We start from the raw sequence: 20,803 nt of genomic DNA on the forward strand, positions 1-20,803 counted from the left end.
CATGGACAAGCGTTCAGGCGCGACCATAGAAAAAGCCCCCGGCCATGCGGCACGGGGGCTTTTCCGTAAGCGGGAAAGGTCAGACGGAGCCGAAGCTGACGTCCACGATCTCGTAGGATTTCGAGCCGCCGGGCGTCGTGACTTCGACGGTGTCGCCGATATCCTTGCCGATCAGGGCGCGGGCCAACGGGGCCTGGACCGAGAGGCGGCCGGATTTGATGTCGGATTCATGAGCGCCGACGATGGTGTAGACGACTTCTTCGTCGCTGTCCTCGTCGGCCAGGACCACCCGGGCGCCGAAGCGGACCACGGTGCCGGTCATCTGGCTGGAATCGATGACCTGGGCGCGGCTGATGATGTCTTCCAGCTCGGCCAGACGGCCTTCGATGAAGCTCTGTCGCTCGCGCGCGGCATGGTACTCGGCATTTTCTGACAGGTCGCCGTGCTCGCGCGCTTCGGCAATGGCCTTGATCACCGCTGGGCGCTCGACGGCCCGAAGGGTTCTCAGCTCTTCCTCAAGCGCGGCCAAACCGGCCGGCGTCATCGGTATCTTTTCCATTCAGAAACCCCAAGGAGTACCAAAGCAATCAAGGGCGGCCGCAAGCGGCCGCCGCCCTTGACGCTAGAACGAGTTCCTAAAATACGACTGTAGCGGTGCTACATCAAGTGCGCCGCTCCGCACAGCCTCGATCGCATCCACCGCCGCGCGTGCGCCTGCCACGGTGGTGTAGTGGGGGATGTTGTTGGTCAAAGCCGTGCGACGGATCGAGAAGCTGTCGGCCACGGCCACCGCGCCTTCGGTGGTGTTGACGATCATCTGCACCTGGCCGTTCATCATCGCGTCGACGCAATGCGGGCGGCCTTCCAGCACCTTGTTGACCACGCCGACATCCAGGCCGCGCCCTTGCAGGAACTGGGCGGTGCCCGAGGTGGCGATGACCTTGAAGCCCATCTCGATCAGGCGGCGCGAGACCGGCACCATGGCTTCCTTGTCGCGGTCCTTGACCGAGATGAAGACGCAGCCTTCCTTGGGCAGCTTGACGCCGGCGCCGAGCTGGGACTTGGCGAAGGCACGCTTGAAGTCGCTGTCGATGCCCATGACTTCGCCGGTGGACTTCATTTCCGGGCCGAGGATGATGTCGACGCCGGGGAAGCGGGCGAAGGGGAAGACGGCTTCCTTGACCGCCACATGATCCAGCTTCTTCTCGACCAGGTTGAACGAGGCGAGGCTTTCACCGGCCATGATGCGGGCGGCGATCTTGGCGATCGGCACGCCGGTGGCCTTGGCGACGAAGGGCACCGTGCGGGATGCGCGCGGATTGACCTCCAGCAGGTAGATGTCGCCGTCCTTGACCGCGAACTGCACGTTCATCAGGCCGATCACGTTCAGCCCGCGGGCCAGCAGGGTGGTCTGGCGCTTCAACTCGTCGATGGTCTCGGCGCCCAGCGAATAGGGCGGCAGCGAGCAGGCGGAATCGCCGGAATGGATACCGGCTTCCTCGATATGCTGCATGATCCCGGCGACATAGACGTCCTTGCCGTCGGCCAGGGCGTCCACGTCCACCTCGATGGCGTCGTTCAGATAGCCGTCGATCAGCACCGGGTTCTTGCCCGAGACGACCACGGCCTCGCGCATGTAGCGCTCCAGGCCGTCCACGTCATGGACGATCTGCATGGCGCGGCCGCCCAGCACGTAGGACGGACGGATCACCACCGGATAGCCGATGCGTTCGGCGGCTGCCTTGGCTTCTTCCAGCGAGCGGGCGATGCCGTTGGCCGGCTGCTTCAGGCCCAGCTGCTGGAGCAGGACCTGGAAGCGCTCGCGGTCCTCGGCCAGGTCGATGGCGTCGGGCGAGGTCCCGAGGATCGGAATCTGCGCCTGTTCCAGGGCGGCCGCCAGCTTCAGCGGGGTCTGGCCGCCGAACTGCACGATGCAGCCCAGCACCTTGCCCTTGCTCTGTTCCTTGCGCACCAGCTCGATCACCGTCTCGGCCGTCAGCGGCTCGAAATACAGGCGGTCGGAGGTGTCGTAGTCGGTGGAGACGGTTTCAGGGTTGCAGTTGACCATGATCGTCTCCTTCCCGGCTTCGGAAAGGGCGTAGGCGGCATGGACGCAGCAATAGTCGAATTCGATGCCCTGGCCGATGCGGTTGGGACCGCCGCCCAGGATGATGACCTTTTCGCGGTCGCTGGGATCGGCCTCGCATTCGCCGGGATTGATCCCGTCGCCTTCATAGGCCGAATACATATAGGCCGTGTCGGAGGCGAATTCGGCGGCGCAGGTGTCGATGCGCTTGAATACCGGCCGGACGTTCAGCACCTGGCGGCGGAAGGTGGTCTCGGTCAGGGTCTTGCCCGAAAGCTCTGACAGGCGCTCGTCCGAGAAGCCCATCTTCTTCAGGCGCAGCATGCCCGGCGCGTCGATGGGCAGGCCCTTCTCGCGGATTTCCGCCTCGGCGTCCACGATGCCCTTGATCTGGCGCAGGAACCACTTGTCGAAGGCGCAGGCGGCGTGGATCTCGTCCACGCTCAGGCCGAAGCGGAAGGCCTGGGCGACGACCAGTAGGCGGTCATGGCGCGGCTTGGACAAAGCGGCGCGCACGGCATCCTTGTTCTCGCCGCCATTGGCGCCGGGAATTTCCACTTCGTTGAGGCCGGTCAGGCCGGTCTCCATCGAGCGTAGGCCCTTCTGCAGGCTTTCCTGGAAGGTACGGCCGATGGCCATGGCCTCGCCGACGGACTTCATCGAGGTGGTCAGCAGCGGATCGGTACCCGGAAACTTCTCGAAGGTGAAGCGCGGGATCTTGGTGACCACGTAGTCGATGGTCGGCTCGAAGGCCGCCGGGGTGTAGCCGGTGATGTCGTTCTTCAGCTCGTCCAGCGTGTAGCCGACGGCCAGCTTGGCGGCGATCTTGGCGATCGGGAAGCCGGTGGCCTTCGATGCCAGGGCCGAGGAGCGCGAGACGCGCGGATTCATCTCGATCACCACCATGCGGCCGTCGCGCGGATTGACGGCGAACTGGACGTTCGAGCCGCCGGTATCCACCCCGATCTCGCGCAGCACCGCGATCGAGGCGTTGCGCATGATCTGGTATTCCTTGTCGGTCAGCGTCAGGGCCGGCGCGACGGTGATGGAATCGCCGGTATGGACGCCCATCGGATCGATATTCTCGATCGAGCAGATGATGATGCAGTTGTCCGCCTTGTCGCGGACCACTTCCATCTCGTATTCCTTCCAGCCCAGCACCGATTCTTCGATCAGCACTTCATGGGTCGGGCTGGCGGCTAGGCCGCCGGCGACGATCTGTTCGAATTCCTCGACGTTATAGGCGATGCCGCCGCCGGTGCCGGCCAGGGTGAAGCTGGGGCGGATGATGGCGGGCAGGCCGACCTCGGCCATCGCCTCGCGCGCTTCGGCCAGGCTGTGGACGACGCGGCTCTTGGGGCTTTCCAGGCCGATGGCGTCCATCGCCTCGCGGAAGAGTTGGCGGTCTTCGGCCTTGTTGATGACGTCGCGCTTGGCCGCGATCATCTCGACGCCGAACTTTTCCAGCGTGCCGTTATCGGCCAGCGCCATGGCGGTGTTCAGCGCGGTCTGGCCGCCCATGGTGGGCAGCAGCGCGTCGGGGCGTTCCTTTTCGATGATCTTGGCGACGATCTCGGGCGTGATCGGCTCGATATAGGTGGCGTCGGCCAGGCCGGGATCGGTCATGATCGTGGCCGGGTTCGAGTTCACCAGAATGACTCGATAGCCCTCGTCCTTCAGGGCCTTGCAGGCCTGCACCCCGGAGTAATCGAACTCGCAGGCCTGCCCGATGACGATGGGGCCGGCGCCGATGATCAGGATGGATTGGATGTCTGTCCGCTTTGGCATTGGGGGGTGCTGCCTTCACTCAGTCATGTTTATCGGGTCCGCCGCCGAAGCGCCTTGCGGCGGATTTTATTATAAAGGCGAAGCCTGCGCATTAGCCCCGGCATCGAAAAATGCCGGGGCTTGGTCAGGTCGTCAGCCGGCCTTCTTTTCCATCAGTTCCACGAAGCGGTGGAAAAGGTAATGGCTGTCCTGCGGGCCGGGGGAAGCTTCCGGGTGGTATTGGACCGAAAACACCGGCTTGCCTTCCACGCGCAGCCCTTCGACCGAACCGTCGAAGAGCGAGCGATGGGTGGGCACCACATCGGCGGGCAGGGTCTTCTCATCCACCACGAAGCCGTGATTCTGGCTGGTGATCTCGACCTTGCCGGTCGCCAGGTCCTTGACCGGATGGTTCGCGCCGCGATGGCCGTTGTCCATCTTGTAGGTCTTGGCGCCCAGGGCCAGGGCCAGCATCTGGTGGCCCAGGCAGATGCCGAAGACCGGCTTGCCGGTATCCACCAGCTTGCGGATTTCCGGCACGGCATATTCGCCGGTGGCCGCCGGGTCGCCCGGGCCGTTGGACAGGAAGACGCCGTCGGGTTCCAGGCGCAGCACGTCCTCGGCGGTGGCGGTGGCGGGCACCACGGTCACCTTGCAGCCGGCATCGGCGAGGCAGCGCAGGATGTTCTGCTTGGCGCCGAAATCCATGGCGACGACGTGAAAGCGCGGATTTTCCTGGCGGCCGTAGCCCTTGCCCAGGCTCCAGCAGGTCTGTTCCCACTGATGCATCTGGCGGCAGGTCACTTCCTTGGCCAGGTCCATGCCTTCCAGGCCCGGCCAGGCACGCGCCTGGGCGGCCAGGGCGTCGATATCGAAGACGCCGTCCGGGGCGTGGACGATGACGCCCTGCGGCGCACCGGCATCACGGATGCGCCGCGTCAGGGCGCGGGTGTCGACGCCGCTGATGCCGATCAGGCCGTAGGACTTCATCCAGGCATCGAGATGGCGCGTGGCGCGCCAGTTGGCCGGTTCGGTCAGGTCGGCGCGCAGCACAGCGCCGCGGGCGGAAGGCGTCAGGGTTTCGACGTCTTCGACATTGGCGCCGACATTGCCGATATGGGGGAAGGTGAAGGTGATGATCTGGCCGGCATAGGAAGGATCGGTCAGGACTTCCTGATAGCCGGTCATCGAGGTGTTGAACACGACCTCGCCCACGGCCGAACCGGTGGCGCCGATGCCTCGGCCCCACAGCACGGTGCCGTCGGCCAGGACAAGGGCAGCCGTGGCGCCCGGAGGACGCTGGCTGGTGGTGGTCGACTCCGGCGATGTATTGTTCGACATGACGGTCCCTTGATCCGATGCGCCCGCGCGGCACCGGAGCAGCACCGCGCGAAACGCGGCGGCTCATGAGGTTCGGGCCAATGGCCCTTGGCGCGGCAGGCAAATTGGGCGTTAGATAAGCAAAACGTTTACCTTCGTCAAGCCTTACTGCCTTATGACTGTAATGCGAATTTTCTCCTGGAAATCTGCTGGTGACTCCTGGGTGGAATCGCCGATGGACGCTCGCGGTGAAGTGCGTTAGTGTGCATCCTTTCCATCGCTCGGGTTATCTGTATAAGGGAGAGCGCGCCATGCTGCGCCAGCGCCTCAATGACGCACTCAAGGCAGCCATGCTGAGCAAGGACCAGCGTACCGTTTCCACGGTCCGCCTGATTCTTGCGGCCCTGAAGGACCGCGATATCGCCGCGCGTGGCCGGGGTGCCTCGGAACCGGTTTCCGATGACGAGATCATGCAGATGCTCAGCTCCATGGTGAAGCAGCGCCGTGAGAGCATCGCCATGTACGAACAGGGCGGCCGTCTGGAACTGGCCCAGCAGGAGCAGGACGAAATCGCCATCATCGAGGCCTTCCTGCCGCGCCAGCTGAGCGACGAGGAAATCGCCAACGCGGTGGCCGAGACCATTTCCGAAATCAATGCCGGCGGCATCAAGGACATGGGGCGCCTGATGGCGGCCCTGCGCGAGCGCTATGCCGGACAGATGGATTTCGCCAAGGCCAGCGCCGTCGCCAAACAGCAGCTTTCTTGATCCGGCCCGGTTTGATATAGGGAGAGGCCATGGCCTTCCCGCCCAGTTTTCTCGACGAGTTGCGCAACCGCCTGTCGCTGGTCTCGGTGATCGGGCGCAAGGTCAAACTGTTGCGCCGTGGCCGCGAGCATACCGGCCTGTGCCCCTTCCATAACGAGAAGACTCCGTCCTTCACGGTCAACGAGGACAAGGGCTTCTTCCATTGTTTCGGCTGCGGCGCCCATGGCGATGTCATCGCCTTCGAGATGCGCGCCAGCCATCTCACCTTTCCCGAAGCCGTCGAGCGCCTAGCCGCCGAAGTGGGGCTGGAGCCGCCCAAGGCGACACCCGAGGAGCGGGCCCAGGCCGCGCGCCAGGCGGGGCTGCACGAGGTCATGGAAGCGGCTTGTGCTTTCTACGAGCGGCAGCTGCGTTCGGCTGCCGGGCGCCATGCCCTGGACTATCTGCGGGGCAGGGGGCTGAGCGAGGACACCATCACCCGCTTCCGCCTGGGCTTCTCGCCCGATTCCCGCGACGCCCTGAAGACGGCACTGATGGGCAACGAAATGCCCGAAAGCCTGCTGATCGAGGCCGGTCTCCTGATCAAGCCGGAAGGGGGCGGGGCCAGCTACGACCGTTTCCGGGGCAGGGTGATGTTCCCCATCGGCGACCGGCGCGGGAGGATCATCGCCTTCGGTGGACGCATCATGGGCGAGGGGCAGCCGAAATACCTGAACTCGCCCGACACACCGCTTTTCCACAAGGGCAGCGTCCTCTACGCCATGGCCCAGGCGCGCGAACCGGCGCGGAGCCGCAACAGGGTGATCGTCGCCGAGGGCTATATGGACGTCATCGCCCTGGCCCAGGCCGGTTTCGAGGATGCGGTGGCGCCGCTGGGCACGGCCCTGACCGAACAGCAGATCGAGGAATTGTGGCGCCTGGCCGACGAGCCGGTGCTGTGCTTCGACGGCGATGCCGCCGGCCAGCGTGCCGCCGCCAAGGCGATGGAACGGGCCTTGCCCCTGCTCAAGCCCGGGAAGTCGCTGCGTTTCGCCGTGATTCCGCCGCCCGAGGACCCGGACAGCCTGATCAAGGCGCGCGGCCCCCAGGCCATGCTCGACGTGATCGAACGCGCCGATCCGCTGATCGAGGTGCTGTGGCGCAGCCAGGCGGTCGGCCGCCCCCTGGATACCCCCGAAAGGCGGGCGGCGCTGGAGAAGGACTTGAAGGACAAGGCCTTCACAATCGCTGATTCTACGGTACAGAAGCAGTATTTGCGCGCAATTTCAGACAAGCTGTGGCAAGCCTTTCGTCCAGTCCGTCCGGAGCGTCAAAGGGTTGTGCCGGGGCAGGGAAAGAAACAATTACAAGGTGTTAATTCGCGTCTTCCGCGTGCTCCCCGGCCCCTGCCGCCGCCCCCGCCGGAAGTCATGCGCGAGCGCCTGATGCTGGTGATGGTTCTCAATCATCCCCATCTTTTAGAAACCGTGGGTGAGCGCCTTGGAATGGTGCATTTCGCCGACAAGGAGCTTGACAATCTTCGGCAGGAAATCTTAAAGCACCTAGACGAAGGATCCGGCCTTGACTCCCAGATGTTGCAGAGCCACCTACGATCCTGCGGATGGTCACGCCTTTTGGATACCCTCTTGGGGTCCGGGCTGTACGAGCTATACTCGTTTTGCCGGCCCGATGCGCCGGCGCATGATGCGCGGGCAGGGTGGGAGCATACATTCACGTTATATTCGCGGAAGGAATTGAAAGCCGATATCGGTCAGGCGACCCTTCGCTTGGCGGAAGAGATGTCGGAGCAAAGCTTTGGGCATCTTCGGGCCTTGACGCAGCAACAGGTTGCGGATCCTTCCGAAAATGAGAAATAAGCGAACCCAAGGCGGGCCTGCCGCCACTGATTGAAGCAGGCATGAATTTGCGGTGCGGGCATCCCGCCATGGACAGAGCGTATCGCGGTTGAGTGCAGCGGCCTAGGCGGACCCCCCGCCCAGCCGGACGGAGCAGGAAGATTTAATGGCGACCAAGGCAACGAATACGGCGGAAGTCTCGGAAAACCAGGACGAGAATCTCGACGGTCCTCTGCTCGACACCCTCGGTGTCGCGGTCAAGAAGATGATCGCACGCGGCAAGGAGCGCGGTTACGTCACTTATGGCGAGCTGAACGCTGCCTTGCCCCCCGATGAAGTGTCTTCCGAGCAGATCGAGGACACTATGGCCTCGCTCTCTGAGATGGGCATCAATATCGTCGAGAACGACGAGGGCGAGGAGGCCCCCGCCGAAGAAGCTTCCGAGGGTGAATTCGAAAGCTCTGCCGCCGGCAATGTGGACGAGGCGGAACTCGGCCGCACCGACGATCCGGTGCGCATGTATCTGCGTGAGATGGGTTCGGTCGAGCTGCTGTCGCGCGAGGGCGAGATCGCCATCGCCAAGCGCATTGAGGCCGGCCGCGAGATGATGATCGGCGGCATCTGCGAAAGCCCGCTGACCATCAAGGCCCTGCTGGAATGGCATGATGCCCTGCGCGAAGGCAAGATGCTGCTGCGCGACATCATCGACCTCGATGCCACCTACGGCGCCGGGAACGATATTCCCGAGGAGGAACTCGCCGCCGCCGAGGATGGCGAGCTGAAGGAGCCTGCCCCCGGCGGCAAGGAGCCCAAGGACGACGAGGAAGACGCCGTGGACGGCCCGCGTGCCGATGGCGAGGAAGCCGAGGAGGCCGAGGGCGAGGAGACCGAGGAAGCCGGCATCTCGCTGGCTGCCATGGAAGCTCAGCTTCTGCCGGTGGTGCTCGAAACCTTCGAGAAGATTGCCGAGACCTACGGCAAGCTCCAGAAGGTGCAGGAACAGCGTCTGGCCGCCCTTCACAAGGGCGAGCAGGCCGGTTCGGCCGTCGAGAAGAAATACGAGAAGCTGAAGGCGGAGTTGGTCACCCTGATGGAAGGGGTGCATCTCAACAACAACCGCATCGAGCAGCTGGTCGATCAGCTTCAGGGCCTGAACCGCCGCCTGATCGGGCTGGAAGGCAAGATCCTGCGCCTGGCGGAAAGCTCCCGCATCAAGCGCGAGGATTTCCTGCAGGCCTATTTCGGTTCGGAACTCGATCCGAACTGGCTGGATGTGGTGGCGACGCGCCCCGGCAAGGGGTGGAAGGACTTCGTCGCCAAGCACGCCGACGAAGTGAATGCCAACCGCGCCGCCATCGCCAACGTCTCGGCCGAGGCGGGGCTGCCGATCAGCGAGTTCCGCCGCATCGTGCAGACGGTGCAGAAGGGCGAGCGCGAGGCCGGCAAGGCCAAGAAGGAAATGATCGAGGCCAATCTGCGTCTCGTCATCTCGATCGCCAAGAAGTACACCAATCGCGGCCTGCAATTCCTCGACCTGATCCAGGAAGGCAATATCGGCCTGATGAAGGCGGTCGATAAGTTCGAATATCGCCGCGGCTACAAGTTCTCGACCTATGCGACCTGGTGGATCCGTCAGGCGATCACCCGCTCGATCGCCGACCAGGCGCGCACTATCCGCATTCCGGTGCATATGATCGAGACGATCAACAAGCTGGTCCGCACCTCGCGCCAGATGCTGCACGAGATCGGCCGCGAGCCGACCCCGGAGGAACTGGCCGAAAAGCTGTCCATGCCGCTGGAGAAGGTGCGCAAGGTCCTGAAGATCGCCAAGGAGCCGATCTCTCTCGAAACGCCGATCGGCGACGAGGAAGACAGCCATCTCGGCGACTTCATCGAGGACAAGAACGCCGTCCTGCCGCTGGATGCCGCCATCCAGGCCAATCTGCGCGAAACCACCACGCGCGTCCTGGCCACGCTGACGGCCCGCGAGGAGCGCGTGCTGCGCATGCGCTTCGGCATCGGCATGAACACCGACCACACCCTGGAAGAGGTCGGCCAGCAATTCTCGGTCACGCGCGAACGTATCCGCCAGATCGAGGCCAAGGCCCTGCGCAAGCTCAAGCACCCCTCGCGGTCGCGCAAGCTGCGCAGCTTCCTCGACACCTAGTCACGAGAAAAGGGGCCATCCATCGGATGGCCCCTTTTTTCTTGCCCCCATTTTGCTTGACCTTCGCCGCCGCTCGGCTAAGTTTCTCCCTCTTGGCGCGACGTCGCCTGCGGTGGGGCCTGTAGCTCAATTGGTTAGAGCCGGCCGCTCATAACGGCTTGGTTGGGGGTTCGAGTCCCTCCGGGCCCACCACTTCTCCGGATATCCCGGCTTCACTCCCTGATTTCAGCGGCGGCGGACGAAGGTCAGGCCGTCGCCGATCGGCACCAGGCACATATCGACGCGCGTGTCCTCGTGGATCTTGCGGTTGAGGGCGCGCAGGGCCTCGGTCGTGGGCGAGGTGTCGGCGGGGTCCGCCACGGCGCCGTGCCAGAGGACGTTGTCCAGGGCGATGATGCCGCCGGGGCGCACCAGGGTCAGGCAGCGTTCGTAATAGAGGTCGTAATTGCCCTTATCGGCATCGATGAAGGCGAAGTCGAAGCGTCCGGCCTCACCTGCCGCGATCAGGGTATCCAGCGTTTCCTCCGCCGGGCCGAGGCGCAGGGAAATCCGTTCGGCCAGTCCCGCCGCCTCCCAGTGCTGGCGGGCGATCTGGGTCCATTCCTCGTTCCGGTCGCAGGCGATGAGCTGGCCGCCCTCGGGCAGGATTGCGGCCACGGCGAGCGCGCTGTAGCCCCTGAAGGTGCCGATCTCCAGGGCGCGGCGGGTGCCGATGCTCTGGGCCACGAAGGCCAGCAGCTGCCCCTGGTCGGGGGAAATCTGCATCCCGCTCCTGGGCAGTTGCGCGGTTTCTTCCCGCAGACGGCGCTGCTGCTCCGTCTCGCGCGTGCCGAAGTGGATCACGTAATCGGCAAGCTGCGGCGAGGAAAGATCGATATGTCTCATGCGCCTTGCCCCGCATCCTTGTCCGTCGACCGCTGCCAATGGATTTGCGGCGGCGAACGCCAAGCGAAGCGTTCGAGGTGGGAGGCCACGACCTCTTGCAGGCGCGTCAGGTCTTCCTCGGAAGCGGCCTCGACCTCCATGTGCAGGACGTCCGGGCGGCTTTCCAGGAGGCAGAGCCCGATGGGGAATTCGATCCGGCCCTTGCTGTCGTCATGGGAAACGGTCAGCTTGTGCGCGAAATGCTTGCAGAGCTGGCTGATATATTTCGACGGCGTGTCCGTGGAGACATCGCTGTAGGCATGGAAGCGATCCATCCTCTTTTCCTCCTATAGGACGGGTTCGGTCAGGGGACCGTCCACCAGCACCTGGACGCTGCCGTTGGAGCAGCGTTCCACGCGCGCGTTCACGTGATAGACCCGGGCCAGCACCTCGGGCGTGATGGCGTCTTCCGGCGCCCCGGCGGCGACCAGGCGGCCCCGGTCCAGGATCATCACCTGGTCGGCCCAGCGGGCGGCCAGGCTGAGGTCGTGCAGGACGACGATGACGATCGCGCCGCTATCGGCCACCTCGCGGGCCATGCCCATGACATCGACCTGGTGGCGCAGGTCGAGCGCACTGGTCGGTTCGTCGAGGAGCAGGATTTCCGGCTCCCTGACGATGGCCTGGGCCATGCTCGCCATCTGCCGCTGCCCGCCCGACAGGCGGTCGAGCGGTTCGAGGGCGAGCGAGGCGATGCCCAGCCGGTTCAGGACGGCCACGGCCATTTCCCGCGCCGCCTGGGCGCTGTCGATGCGGGCGGCGACGGGCGAGGCCTTGAGGGCGCTCAGCACCCCTTCCAGGACCGACAGGGCGACGCTCTGGGGCAGGGCCTGCGGCATGAAGGCGACGAGGCGGGCACGCTCGGCCATCCGCATCTTCACCAGGTCGTCCTCGCCATAGTGGATCGCGCCCTTGGCCGGCAAGAGCCCCGCCAGGGCGCGCAGCAAGGTGGATTTCCCCGCACCGTTGGGACCGACCAGCGCCGTGATGGTGCCCTTGCGCAGGGGCGGCATGGTCAGGTCATGGATGATCTGGCGCGAGCGATAGCCGACGGACAGCCCGGCGATCCGGATATCCTTTTGCAATTCGGTCGTCATGTCCGTTCCCGCTTGCTGAGGATCAGGCCCAGGAAGACCGGCACGCCGATCAGGGCCGTGACGATGCCGACCGGCACCAGCACGCCCGGCATCAGCGTCTTGCTCGCCACCGAGGCCAGGGACATCACTCCGGCGCCCGCCAGGGCGCTGACGGGCAGGAAGAAGCGGTGATCCTCGCCGATCAGCAGCCGGGCGATATGCGGGCCGACGAGGCCGATGAAGCCGATGGTGCCGACGAAGGACACCGCCGTCGCCGCCAGGATGCTGATGCGGAACAGCGAGGCGAAGCGCAGGCGGGTGACGTTGACGCCGAAACTGCGGGCGCGTTCTTCCCCCAGGCGCAGGGCCGTCATCGGCCAGGCCGCGGCGAAGGAGAAAGGCGCCACCACCAGCAGCACCGCGCCCAGGATCGTCAGCTTCTCCCAGTTGGAACGGGCAAGGCTGCCCATGCTCCAGAAGACCAACTGCTGCAAGGCCTCCTGCGAGGCGACGAACTGGATCAGCGCCACCAGGGCGTTGAAGGTGAAGACCAGGGCGATGCCGAACAGCACCAGCGTCTCGACGCCGGTCCCCCGCAGCCGCGACAGGGCTTGCAGCATCAGGACCGAGCCGAAGGCGAACAGGAAGGCATTGCCCGAGATGATCCAGTTGTCCGGAACGCCGGGAATGCCGATGCCCAGGACGATGGCCAGCGCCGCGCCGAGCGAGGCCGCCGAGGAGACGCCCAGCGTGAAGGGGCTGGCCAGGGGGTTGTTGAGGATCGTCTGCATCTCCGCCCCGGCCAGGGACAGCGCGATCCCGACCAATACGGCCATCAGGGCGTAGGGCAGGCGGACTTCCCAGACGATCACCCGCGTCGAGGCGTCGACCTCCTGGCTGAACAGCAGGGCCTGGACGGCCTGCGGGATGGACAGGTTCGACGGTCCCGTCACCAGGTCCAGCAGAAAGGCGAAAAGGGTGATCGCCGTCAGCAGCAGCAGGACGGCGAGCCGGCGCCGGAGGATGCGCCGGTATCCGGTGAGGATAGCCTGCGCATCGTCCTGGCTAGCCGCAGGGGAGAGGTGCCGTCGCCCCTTCTCGTCCTGTACGGCATTCATTGGGGAAGGCTCGACCAATAGGTTCCTTGGAAGGGAACGGGCAGGAACCGCTCATTGATTTCCGCCAGGGTCGCCGCCGGGTCGATATCGCTGAAGAGTTCGGGATGGATCCAGGTGGCCAGGGCCTCGATCGCCAGCAGGTTCATGGGCGAGTTGTAGAAATTGTGCCACAGGGCATGGACCCGGCCGTCCTGCACCGCCTTGAGCGTGGAGATGCCGGGGCGGGCGTGTGACTAGGTGATTGGTTTTAGACGAACGGGGATGTGGGATTTTCCGGGATCAGCCGGGACTTGGCGGGACGGCTGAGTCTAGGAAAGCTGCCGAATTCAGGGCGTTCAGCCACTGCTCAAGGCGGCATTTGGAGCCCTGGCGATTTTGGACAGCCGCTACCGCCTATAGAACCTGATTGGGCAGCGTTTCTAGACTCAGTTTTTGACGCGACCGTGGCCGCCTTGCCAAGGCCAATCAGCGCTGCACCAGCAGACAACTGCTCTAATTTCGTTCGGACTTAATTGGCTGAAGTCCGAAAAATGGCAGCTTCAGATATCCTATTATCTGGGGTTTCTGTAACCCATTGATAGACCTAGGTTTTTCTTCTCCACTTACATTCCGACAGAGCAGGAAACTCGGAACTAGAGGAAAAATATCAGGTCTTCCGGATCGAGCCAGCGACACGACCAAAGACGCGGATTTGGCGTGTATCGGCATGGTCAATTTCCCAGGTCTTGTATGCCTGATTATCGCTAGAGACTAACAAACGCCCGCCTGCCCACTGCAAGCGCTTAATATAAGCCTCATCCCCCAAGGCAAATGCGTAAACATCATCCTCAGTGATAGAGTTGACTGACACGTCAATAATAGCGATGTCACCCCCAAACAGGGTGGGCTCCATGCTATCTCCTTTCATGTAAACGCCAATTGCCTTTCCAGATGGAATTCTTAGGTGCTCTTGGAGATAGTTTTTAGGCATGTCCAGGTGTGCGACTATTTTCTCCTCAGCATTGCAAGAGCCATCCCCAAGAGACATGGCCGCATTGTAAATAGGCAGGCGATACGACGCGCCAAGTGGTTGAACGGAAAGGTTGGCAGAGCCTGAGGGCCGCATCTCTCCTTTACCCGTTGCAAGCCAATCAAGTGACACTCCGCAAATTCCTGCCACTTTCGCCATTGCGCTGAAGGATGGATCTGCTTGCCCGTAGATCCACTTTTTCACGCCTGAAGCCGAAGCGCCGATCTCGTCGGCGAGTTGCTCGATACTAAAAAGCCCATCAATAGCCTGCTTGATCCGTTGGCCAACGGCTTTACGGTCCTGCGCCTCAACCGGAAAACCTTTCTCGGTTCTGTCGGGGCCTTTTACGGTTTCATCAACCACCTGATTTTGCACGATTTTTAGTCGTGTCCCTAATTCGGTCCCAAATTTTAACCGTAAAGTGACCGAAACCTCTTGCGTATCGTTCACTATCAGGTTTATCTATTTAGGAACCTAAACGTAACCAGCCCTAAAAAACCGGCCCTGCCAGGCCGGCGATCAGGAGATCAAATGGCACGCACGCCAAAGGATTGGGATCGAGAGGATATCAAGGCAGCCATTCGGAAAAGAGGATGGACCCTTGAGCGCCTCTCAACGCACTGGGGCTATTGCTCCAATGCGGTCACCGTCACCTTAGGCAGGCCGTGGCATCGAGTCGAACTCAGAATTTCCGAATTCCTTGGAAAGGAACCGAAGGAAATTTGGCCCAGTCGCTACCACAAGGATGGCCGCCCTAGAAAGGGAGGCCATCGCACCGCCGTCAATCGTAACACCCAAAAGAGCCAGAGCAATATGCAACTCTCGGAGGCCGCATAACCATGGCTGGCTTGAACATGAACACGCCTTGGAAAAGCGACCTGTTGGTCTTGCAGGCTCGCATCCACAAGGCGCGCAAAGTCCAGAAGATCACCCAAGCCCAGGCTGGCGCCATCATTGGCATGACCGAGCGCAGCTACCGCGACTTCGAGAACGGCCATAAGGACCTGAGCGCCGAGAAGCTGTTCCAGCTAGCCGCTGCCTTGGGCATCCGCGTATTCGACCCGACACCCGAAAAGAAAAACCGGAAGAAATCTTCCGGTTTCAAGGAGGTGGCATGAGCGAAGCAATCAAGAATGTTAGCTCGACCAACATGAAAGCAGCCCTGCGCACCCTGGAACCGACTGGTCTGTCACAGGCGGTTTCAAAGCAGATCATAGCGGAAGACTACAAAGGCGCCTTCCTGATCTGGGCCGACGAAGCGGGCATGCAGGGTGATGACTGGTTTGCCCTGATCATCACCCTGCAGCTTCTGCCTTTCATTCCTCCGTCGTCTGTCCAAGCAAATGCCGCAGATGCTTGATGGCTGCTTCAGCTTGCATCCTCTGGACATCGAGCTCCGGCGCTACGCGTCCCGAGTGAGAGGGGGCAGTTGCAGATTGCTGCTGGAGGCGATCCAGGATGGAAGCTTCCGTGACGGCAGCTCCGTCTTTCAGGAGAGAACAAACAGTGCTCCCGATTACGGTGTTGATGGTGGATTCGGAAGTAGCAATCCCCTGGTACGACTTCTTGAATTTCGCAAGCGCGGCGGACGCCAACGCGTTCGGGTCTTTCTGCGCCATGAATTCCCCCTCACTCCAGGTTGTTTGGCGACGCCGAGTGTAGGGGAAAAGCGGCCGGTCGTCATGGCGCTTCGGCACCGGGCGTCCGGCCGCCCCTCGGGCCACAGATCGGCCCTTTATCTCCCTAACTTGGCCGGGCGCATCAGCGCGCAAAACGGTGCGTCCGGTCCTTTTTCCTCCCCATCAAGAAGCAGAAAGTGGAGGGATCAATGACCATGCAGAAGAAGGTTCGGCGACGGGCGGAAGACCCGCGCCAGATGGCCTTTCTGGACCTGCTGGGCGGCCAGAAAGAGGACCTGATCGAGGTGCCCGAGATGCCGGTACCGGCCCCTGGCGCCCTGGATTTCGACCAGCGCATGCGGGATCTGCTGAACAAAGCAATCAAGGCCAGTCCGTTCGACCGCGAGCAGATTGCCGCGCTGGTCTCGGGACTGGTCGGGCGCGACATCACTAAGGCGCAGATTGATAGCTGGACTGGCGCGACCCGCCCCAACCGCTTCCCCGCCGAACTGATCCCGGCCATGTGTCAGGCCCTGGGCAACACTGTCTTGCTGTCTGGTCTGGCGGAAGCCTGCGGCTGCCGCCTGATTGAAGGCCGCGAGCTGCAATTCGCGCGACTTGGACAGTTGTTCCTGGTGTTGCGTCAAGCCGATGCCGAGGCGCAGCGCCTGGTCGCCGAGTTGCCTTTGTTCGGAGGCCAAAATGGCTGAGGCTTGGTACAGCGCACAGCAATTGGCAGACTTAAATCTGCCAGAGCTTCCGGCTTCCAAGCCGGGAGTGATTGGTCGGGCTAACCGGGACAAATGGCCTCGTCGCAAGCGCGAGGGCCACGGCGGCGGCTGGGAGTATCCCGTCTCAGCCCTTCCGAAGGCGGCGCGTGATGTCCTGCTCGGCAATGCCATCAAGGCACTCCCTGCCAAGATCGAAGCCAAGCCGCCGGTGGAGTTGGCTGATCCGGCCGACCTGAAGGACTATCAGCGCCAAGCCATGGAAGCGCGGGCGGCCTTGCTCGCCCATATCGACCTTCTGGTCATGGAGGGGTTTGGGCGCGGCGCGGCTGTTGACAAGCTGGTCGCCCTGGCCCGCGAAGGAAACCTACCGCCCGAGCTACAGCGCCTTGTGCCGCTGGCCAATGCCAGGGGCGGAAAGACCGGCACCCGCACCATGAGCCGGGCCACGGTCTATAACTGGATCAAGGCTCGCGACGCGGCGGGCGGCAAGGCCGTAGCCCTGGCGGTCAAGGCCCAGCCCGAGGCTGCAATACCGGAATGGGCGCCGACCTTCATGCGGCTCTATTGCCGCCCGACCAAGCCCAACATCACCGAGGTGCTGGAAGATGCTTGGCCGGTGGGCGAGCCCCGTCCGACCTATGACCAAGCGCGCCGTTTTCTGAAGAAGGTGGACGCGATTACCCGCAATGCCGGCCGTGTCGGTCCGCGCGCCATGCGGGCTTATCGGGCTTATATCGCCCGCGACACCTCGGAACTGTGGCCCGGCGCGGTGTTCATCGGTGACGGCCATACCTACAAGCAGGAAGTCGCCCACCCCATCCATGGCAAGCCGTTCAGGCCGGAGGTGACGGCGATCCTGGACGTCTATACCCGCCGCTGGGTCGGCTGGTCGGCGGCCCTGGCCGAGAACACCTGGAGCGTGGCGGATGCCCTGCGCCATGCGGTGACCACGACCACCTGCTGCGACATTTTCTATTACGACAATGGCGCGGGCGCGAAGAACCGCGTCTGGGACGACAACGCCACCGGCCTAATCGCCCGCCTGGGCATCACCAAACTGCATCGCGCGCCCTGGTCATCCCAGGCCGGCGGCGTCATCGAGCGTTTCCACTCTTCTGTCCTGCATCGGGTGGCGCGGCGTGCCCCGACCTATGTCGGCCAGCGCATGGATCAGGAGGCCCGCCAGAAGGCCTTCAAGGTGACCCGCAAGGAGATCAAGGAAATCGGCTCCTCGCGCCTGCTGACCAGTTGGCAGGACTTCATCGCCGAGATCGATGCGGAGATGGAGCGCTACAACACCCGCCCGCATGACAGCCTGCCCAAGATCATCGATAGCGAGACCGGCAAGCGCCGCCATCTGAGCCCGCAGGAGATGTGGAACAAGGCGGTCATGGAGGGCTGGACGCCGTCGCCGATTTCCCAGGAAGAAGCCACCGACCTGTTCCGCCCGGCTCTGACCCGCACGACCAAGCGCGGCTTGGTCAAGCTGTTCGACAACGAGTATTTCCACCCGGCCCTGGAGGTCCTGTACGGCGAAAAGGTGATGGTCGGCTACGACATCCACGACGCCAGCAAGGTCTGGGTGCGGATGCTCGATGGCCGTTTTGTCTGCGAGGCCGAATGGAACGGCAACCGCCGCTCATTCGTGCCGGTGAGTGTGGCCCGGAAGGCCCTGGAAAACCGTGTGTCAGGGCAGTTGAAGCGGATCGACGAACATCGCGAAACAGCCCTGGCATCCTTGTCCCCCGGCGCCACCATCCAGAACCGCGCACCGGAAGCGGCACCTCTGACAGCGGCCGAAGAGGAGCGGTTGAAGGCCCTGGAAGCGGAATGGGAGGAAGTCGTTGAGGACGCCCCCGCGCTACAGATGCCGGAAATGCCCTTCAAGGCTGCCGCCCCCCAGGCTGAAGCCCAACCCGTCCGCAGCGAAACACCTGAAAGCCGCTTTGCCCGCGCTTTGCGGATCGAATGCGCGCTGGAAAGCGGCGAGACCGTAGCCGAGACGGATCGTGCTTGGCTGAACCGTTACCGGCAACTGCCGGAATACCGCGCCCGCAAGCGCATGTACGAGGATTTCGGCGAGGACATGCTGCTTCAGGCGTGAAGCAGGAAAAGAGGCGGCCCGCCCTGGCCGGCGAGACCGCCCCAACACTCTTGGAAAGTGGATTGAAAAATGACTGTTGATACCGGACCCGTCAATACCATTGCACCTTTGCGCAATGTCGCGGCCTTCAGCGAACTGGTGGACCGCGTGGTGAACCGCACCTGGGGCTTGCCCGGCATGGCCACCTTCCACGGCCCCTCGGGTTATGGGAAGACGTTCAGCGCCACCTATGCCGCCAACCGCCATCGCGCCTATCACATCCAGGTCAAGTCGGTCTGGACCAAGAAGTCGCTGTGCTTGGCCATCCTGAAAGAGATGGCCATCGCCCCGGGCGGAACCATACCTGAGATGATGGACCAGATCGGCGAGCAGCTCTCGTTGAGCAACAGGCCGCTGATCATCGACGAGGCCGACCACCTGCTGTCGAAGGGCATGATCGAGGTGGTACGGGACATTTACGAAAGCAGCCAAGCCGCCTTGGTCCTGATCGGCGAAGAGATGCTGCCGACCAAGTTGAAGAAGTATGAGCGCGTCCACGGCCGCATGCTCGATTGGGTAGCTGCGCAACCGGCCAGCGCCCAGGATGCCAAACAGTTGAGCCGTATCTACTGCCGGGGCGTCGAGGTCGCCGATGATCTGATGATCGCCTTGCATGAGGCTTCCGCCGGTTCGGTGCGCCGCGTCTGCGTCAATCTCGACCGTGTCAAGGAACTCGCCCAGACCAACAGCCTGAGCACGATCACCCTGGCCGACTGGCAGCGCCTGGGCGGCGAGTTCTTCACCGGCAAGCCGCCGGCCGGGAGGCACTGAGATGGGGCGCCAACCTGTACACCTGTCGAGCTGCCGCCCCGGCAACAAGCCTTCGGGCCGGCAAGGCATCTGGGAAGCAATCCGCCGCCATCGCGATGGCTTCACGGCCACCTCCCTGGCCCAGGCCACCGACATCAACCGCGCGATGATCACAACCTATCTCAGCGGCTTGCAAGCTGCCGGCTACATCCGGCAGGTCGGTACCGAGACGGTGGCGGGGACGAGGCTTGTCCGCAAAATCTTTGCCTTGGATAAGGACATTGGCATTGAAGCCCCCCGCGTCACGCGCACCGGCCAGCCAGTGACCCAAGGTCTGGCCCGCGAACAGATGTGGCGCACCATGAAGATGCTGGGGGACTTCACCGCCGCTGATTTGGCGGCTGCCGCCAGCACCGAGTCCCATCCCGTCGCCGAGATCGATGCCGAGGATTACTGCAAGCATCTGACCAAGGCCGGCTACCTGCAGGTGATGGGCAAGCGGCCCATGCGCTGGCGCTTCGTGAAGGCCCGCAACACCGGCTCGCAGGCGCCGATGGTGCAGCGCATCAAGTCGGTCTACGACCCCAACCTGCGCCAAGTCGTCTGGTGGAACGAGAAGGAAGCCGAGGCATGAGCGGCGCCGCCATCGCCAATGTCCAGGCTTGCTGGCCAGATCCTGCCCCCGATTGGGTGATCGCCCTGGCGAAGGAATGCGACCGCACCAGCCAGAAGGTGGCCGGGACGCGGATTGGTTACTCCGCCGGCACCGTCAACGCCGTCCTCAAAGCCTCTTACAAGGGTGATTTGAAGGCCGTTGAACAGGCCGTACGCGGCGCCCTGCTGGCCGAGACGGTGCTCTGCCCTGTCGTCGGGGATCTGGCCAAGGACCAGTGCCTGCGCAACCAGCGGCTTCCGTTTGCCCCCCACAATCCTGTGCGGATCGCCCTCTATCGCGCCTGCCGCACGAGCTGCCCCCATGCGCGGGAACACGCCAAGAAGGAGAGCAATGCACATGCTGAGTAACGACCTCGACAGTCTATCCCGCACCCTCGCCCAGGCCGTGGAGAAAGGCCTCGTGAGCGATGCCTTGGTGACCTGCGCAGCGCTGCTGTTGCGCAGCCGGGCCGAGGATGCCCGCGCCCTTGAGGCGGTGGCCATGCCGGCCCGCGCACGGATCACTCAGGCCGACCTGCCCGACAACGTGATCGAAATCGCCAGCATCCTGCATCGCAAGGGCGTGCGCACAGGCGCGCAACTGCCCACCGGAGGTGACGCCGCATGATGCTGCTACGCCGCCTATTGCAGGCCCTTGGATGGCATGCGCACCGGCCCGTGTCTGTCCCCCCGCCAATCCCCCATCCCGAGCGCCTGTTGCTCAGCAAATCCATAACGCCGTGAGGAAGGAAAAGAGATGATGAGCGAAATCACGAACAGCCTGCCCGAGATCCCCGAGGGCTACATGAAAGACGCCAAGGGGCGCTTGGTGCCCGA

22 protein-coding genes and 1 tRNA gene are annotated in these 20,803 nt (G+C 63.4%); 13 read left to right on the forward strand and 10 right to left on the reverse strand.

Annotated elements, in window-relative coordinates:
- Window positions 1–79: 79 nt before the first annotated feature.
- From greA to carA, 3 genes are all read right to left on the reverse strand, one after another.
- Complete coding sequence (gene greA / locus EPD66_RS10040) at window positions 80–559, reverse strand: transcription elongation factor GreA (protein ID WP_142848360.1); 480 nt, start codon at window positions 557–559, stop codon at window positions 80–82.
- A gap of 63 nt (window positions 560–622) precedes the next feature.
- The gene (gene carB / locus EPD66_RS10045) at window positions 623–3,874 is read right to left on the reverse strand and encodes a carbamoyl-phosphate synthase large subunit (RefSeq protein WP_142848361.1); all 3,252 of its coding nucleotides are present in this window, start codon (window positions 3,872–3,874) and stop codon (window positions 623–625) included.
- Window positions 3,875–4,006: 132 nt separating this feature from the next.
- A complete protein-coding gene (gene carA / locus EPD66_RS10050; protein WP_142848362.1) occupies window positions 4,007–5,194 on the reverse strand; it encodes a glutamine-hydrolyzing carbamoyl-phosphate synthase small subunit in 1,188 nt (395 codons plus the stop codon).
- A 290-nt stretch (window positions 5,195–5,484) separates the two neighbouring features.
- Between carA and EPD66_RS10055 the strand changes: the two genes are divergently transcribed.
- From EPD66_RS10055 to EPD66_RS10070, 4 genes are all read left to right on the forward strand, one after another.
- Window positions 5,485–5,940: a GatB/YqeY domain-containing protein gene (locus EPD66_RS10055; RefSeq protein ID WP_142848363.1), complete on the forward strand. Its 456-nt coding sequence runs from the start codon at window positions 5,485–5,487 to the stop codon at window positions 5,938–5,940.
- Window positions 5,941–5,969: 29 nt separating this feature from the next.
- Window positions 5,970–7,796 (forward strand): DNA primase, encoded by a 1,827-nt coding sequence (gene dnaG / locus EPD66_RS10060; RefSeq protein WP_142848364.1) that lies wholly within the window; start codon window positions 5,970–5,972, stop codon window positions 7,794–7,796.
- A gap of 145 nt (window positions 7,797–7,941) precedes the next feature.
- A complete protein-coding gene (gene rpoD / locus EPD66_RS10065) occupies window positions 7,942–9,942 on the forward strand; it encodes an RNA polymerase sigma factor RpoD (RefSeq protein WP_142848365.1) in 2,001 nt (666 codons plus the stop codon).
- 115 nt (window positions 9,943–10,057) lie between these two features.
- Window positions 10,058–10,134 (forward strand) — tRNA-Ile (locus tag EPD66_RS10070).
- Window positions 10,135–10,167: 33 nt separating this feature from the next.
- Here EPD66_RS10070 and EPD66_RS10075 read toward each other — a convergent pair.
- The 6 genes from EPD66_RS10075 to EPD66_RS10100 all read right to left on the reverse strand — a co-directional run bounded on the left by EPD66_RS10075 (window position 10,168) and on the right by EPD66_RS10100 (window position 14,519).
- A complete protein-coding gene (locus EPD66_RS10075; RefSeq protein WP_142848366.1) occupies window positions 10,168–10,827 on the reverse strand; it encodes an O-methyltransferase in 660 nt (219 codons plus the stop codon).
- Window positions 10,824–11,141, reverse strand: a complete 318-nt coding sequence (locus tag EPD66_RS10080) for a DUF2218 domain-containing protein (RefSeq protein WP_142848367.1) — start codon at window positions 11,139–11,141, stop codon at window positions 10,824–10,826. The genes EPD66_RS10075 and EPD66_RS10080 overlap by 4 nt, the downstream gene beginning before the upstream one ends.
- A 12-nt stretch (window positions 11,142–11,153) precedes the next feature.
- Window positions 11,154–11,963, reverse strand: a complete 810-nt coding sequence (locus EPD66_RS10085) for an ABC transporter ATP-binding protein (RefSeq protein ID WP_142848368.1) — start codon at window positions 11,961–11,963, stop codon at window positions 11,154–11,156.
- Entirely contained in the window at window positions 11,960–13,060 is a 1,101-nt protein-coding gene (locus EPD66_RS10090) for an iron ABC transporter permease (RefSeq protein ID WP_142848369.1), read from the reverse strand. Before EPD66_RS10090 ends, EPD66_RS10085 begins: the two co-directional genes overlap by 4 nt.
- On the reverse strand, window positions 13,057–13,257 hold the full coding sequence (locus EPD66_RS10095; RefSeq protein WP_142848370.1) for a hypothetical protein: 201 nt from the start codon (window positions 13,255–13,257) through the stop codon (window positions 13,057–13,059). Before EPD66_RS10095 ends, EPD66_RS10090 begins: the two co-directional genes overlap by 4 nt.
- Window positions 13,258–13,706: 449 nt before the next feature.
- Window positions 13,707–14,519 (reverse strand): S24 family peptidase, encoded by an 813-nt coding sequence (locus EPD66_RS10100; protein ID WP_142848371.1) that lies wholly within the window; start codon window positions 14,517–14,519, stop codon window positions 13,707–13,709.
- Between the two features lie 81 nt (window positions 14,520–14,600).
- Here EPD66_RS10100 and EPD66_RS24815 point away from each other — a divergent pair, with 81 nt between their 5' ends.
- The 3 genes from EPD66_RS24815 to EPD66_RS10115 are packed head-to-tail and all read left to right on the forward strand — an operon-like array spanning window position 14,601 to window position 15,429.
- Window positions 14,601–14,906, forward strand: a complete 306-nt coding sequence (locus EPD66_RS24815) for a helix-turn-helix transcriptional regulator (RefSeq protein WP_142848372.1) — start codon at window positions 14,601–14,603, stop codon at window positions 14,904–14,906.
- Between the two features lie 2 nt (window positions 14,907–14,908).
- The gene (locus tag EPD66_RS10110; protein WP_255448439.1) at window positions 14,909–15,187 is read left to right on the forward strand and encodes a helix-turn-helix transcriptional regulator; all 279 of its coding nucleotides are present in this window, start codon (window positions 14,909–14,911) and stop codon (window positions 15,185–15,187) included.
- Window positions 15,184–15,429: a hypothetical protein gene (locus tag EPD66_RS10115; protein ID WP_142848373.1), complete on the forward strand. Its 246-nt coding sequence runs from the start codon at window positions 15,184–15,186 to the stop codon at window positions 15,427–15,429. Before EPD66_RS10110 ends, EPD66_RS10115 begins: the two co-directional genes overlap by 4 nt.
- Here EPD66_RS10115 and EPD66_RS10120 read toward each other — a convergent pair.
- Window positions 15,386–15,688 carry a hypothetical protein gene (locus EPD66_RS10120; protein ID WP_142848374.1) on the reverse strand — a complete coding sequence of 101 codons (303 nt, stop codon included), beginning with the start codon at window positions 15,686–15,688 and terminating at the stop codon, window positions 15,386–15,388. The genes EPD66_RS10115 and EPD66_RS10120 overlap by 44 nt on opposite strands.
- A 209-nt stretch (window positions 15,689–15,897) precedes the next feature.
- Between EPD66_RS10120 and EPD66_RS10125 the strand changes: the two genes are divergently transcribed.
- The 6 genes from EPD66_RS10125 to EPD66_RS10150 all read left to right on the forward strand — a co-directional run bounded on the left by EPD66_RS10125 (window position 15,898) and on the right by EPD66_RS10150 (window position 20,594).
- Window positions 15,898–16,398 (forward strand): hypothetical protein, encoded by a 501-nt coding sequence (locus EPD66_RS10125; RefSeq protein WP_142848375.1) that lies wholly within the window; start codon window positions 15,898–15,900, stop codon window positions 16,396–16,398.
- The gene (locus EPD66_RS10130) at window positions 16,391–18,523 is read left to right on the forward strand and encodes a Mu transposase C-terminal domain-containing protein (RefSeq protein ID WP_221930947.1); all 2,133 of its coding nucleotides are present in this window, start codon (window positions 16,391–16,393) and stop codon (window positions 18,521–18,523) included. The genes EPD66_RS10125 and EPD66_RS10130 overlap by 8 nt, the downstream gene beginning before the upstream one ends.
- Before the next feature lie 69 nt (window positions 18,524–18,592).
- Window positions 18,593–19,333, forward strand: coding sequence for an AAA family ATPase (locus EPD66_RS10135; protein ID WP_142848377.1), 741 nt, complete (start codon window positions 18,593–18,595; stop codon window positions 19,331–19,333).
- A 1-nt stretch (window position 19,334) separates the two neighbouring features.
- A complete protein-coding gene (locus EPD66_RS10140; protein WP_142848378.1) occupies window positions 19,335–19,946 on the forward strand; it encodes a hypothetical protein in 612 nt (203 codons plus the stop codon).
- Entirely contained in the window at window positions 19,943–20,335 is a 393-nt protein-coding gene (locus EPD66_RS10145; protein ID WP_142848379.1) for a transcriptional regulator, read from the forward strand. Before EPD66_RS10140 ends, EPD66_RS10145 begins: the two co-directional genes overlap by 4 nt.
- Window positions 20,325–20,594 carry a hypothetical protein gene (locus EPD66_RS10150; RefSeq protein WP_142848380.1) on the forward strand — a complete coding sequence of 90 codons (270 nt, stop codon included), beginning with the start codon at window positions 20,325–20,327 and terminating at the stop codon, window positions 20,592–20,594. Before EPD66_RS10145 ends, EPD66_RS10150 begins: the two co-directional genes overlap by 11 nt.
- Window positions 20,595–20,803 lie beyond the last annotated feature (209 nt).

It is taken from the genome of Telmatospirillum sp. J64-1, assembly GCF_006980715.1.
Lineage (GTDB): Bacteria > Pseudomonadota > Alphaproteobacteria > Rhodospirillales > Magnetospirillaceae > Oleiliquidispirillum > Oleiliquidispirillum nitrogeniifigens.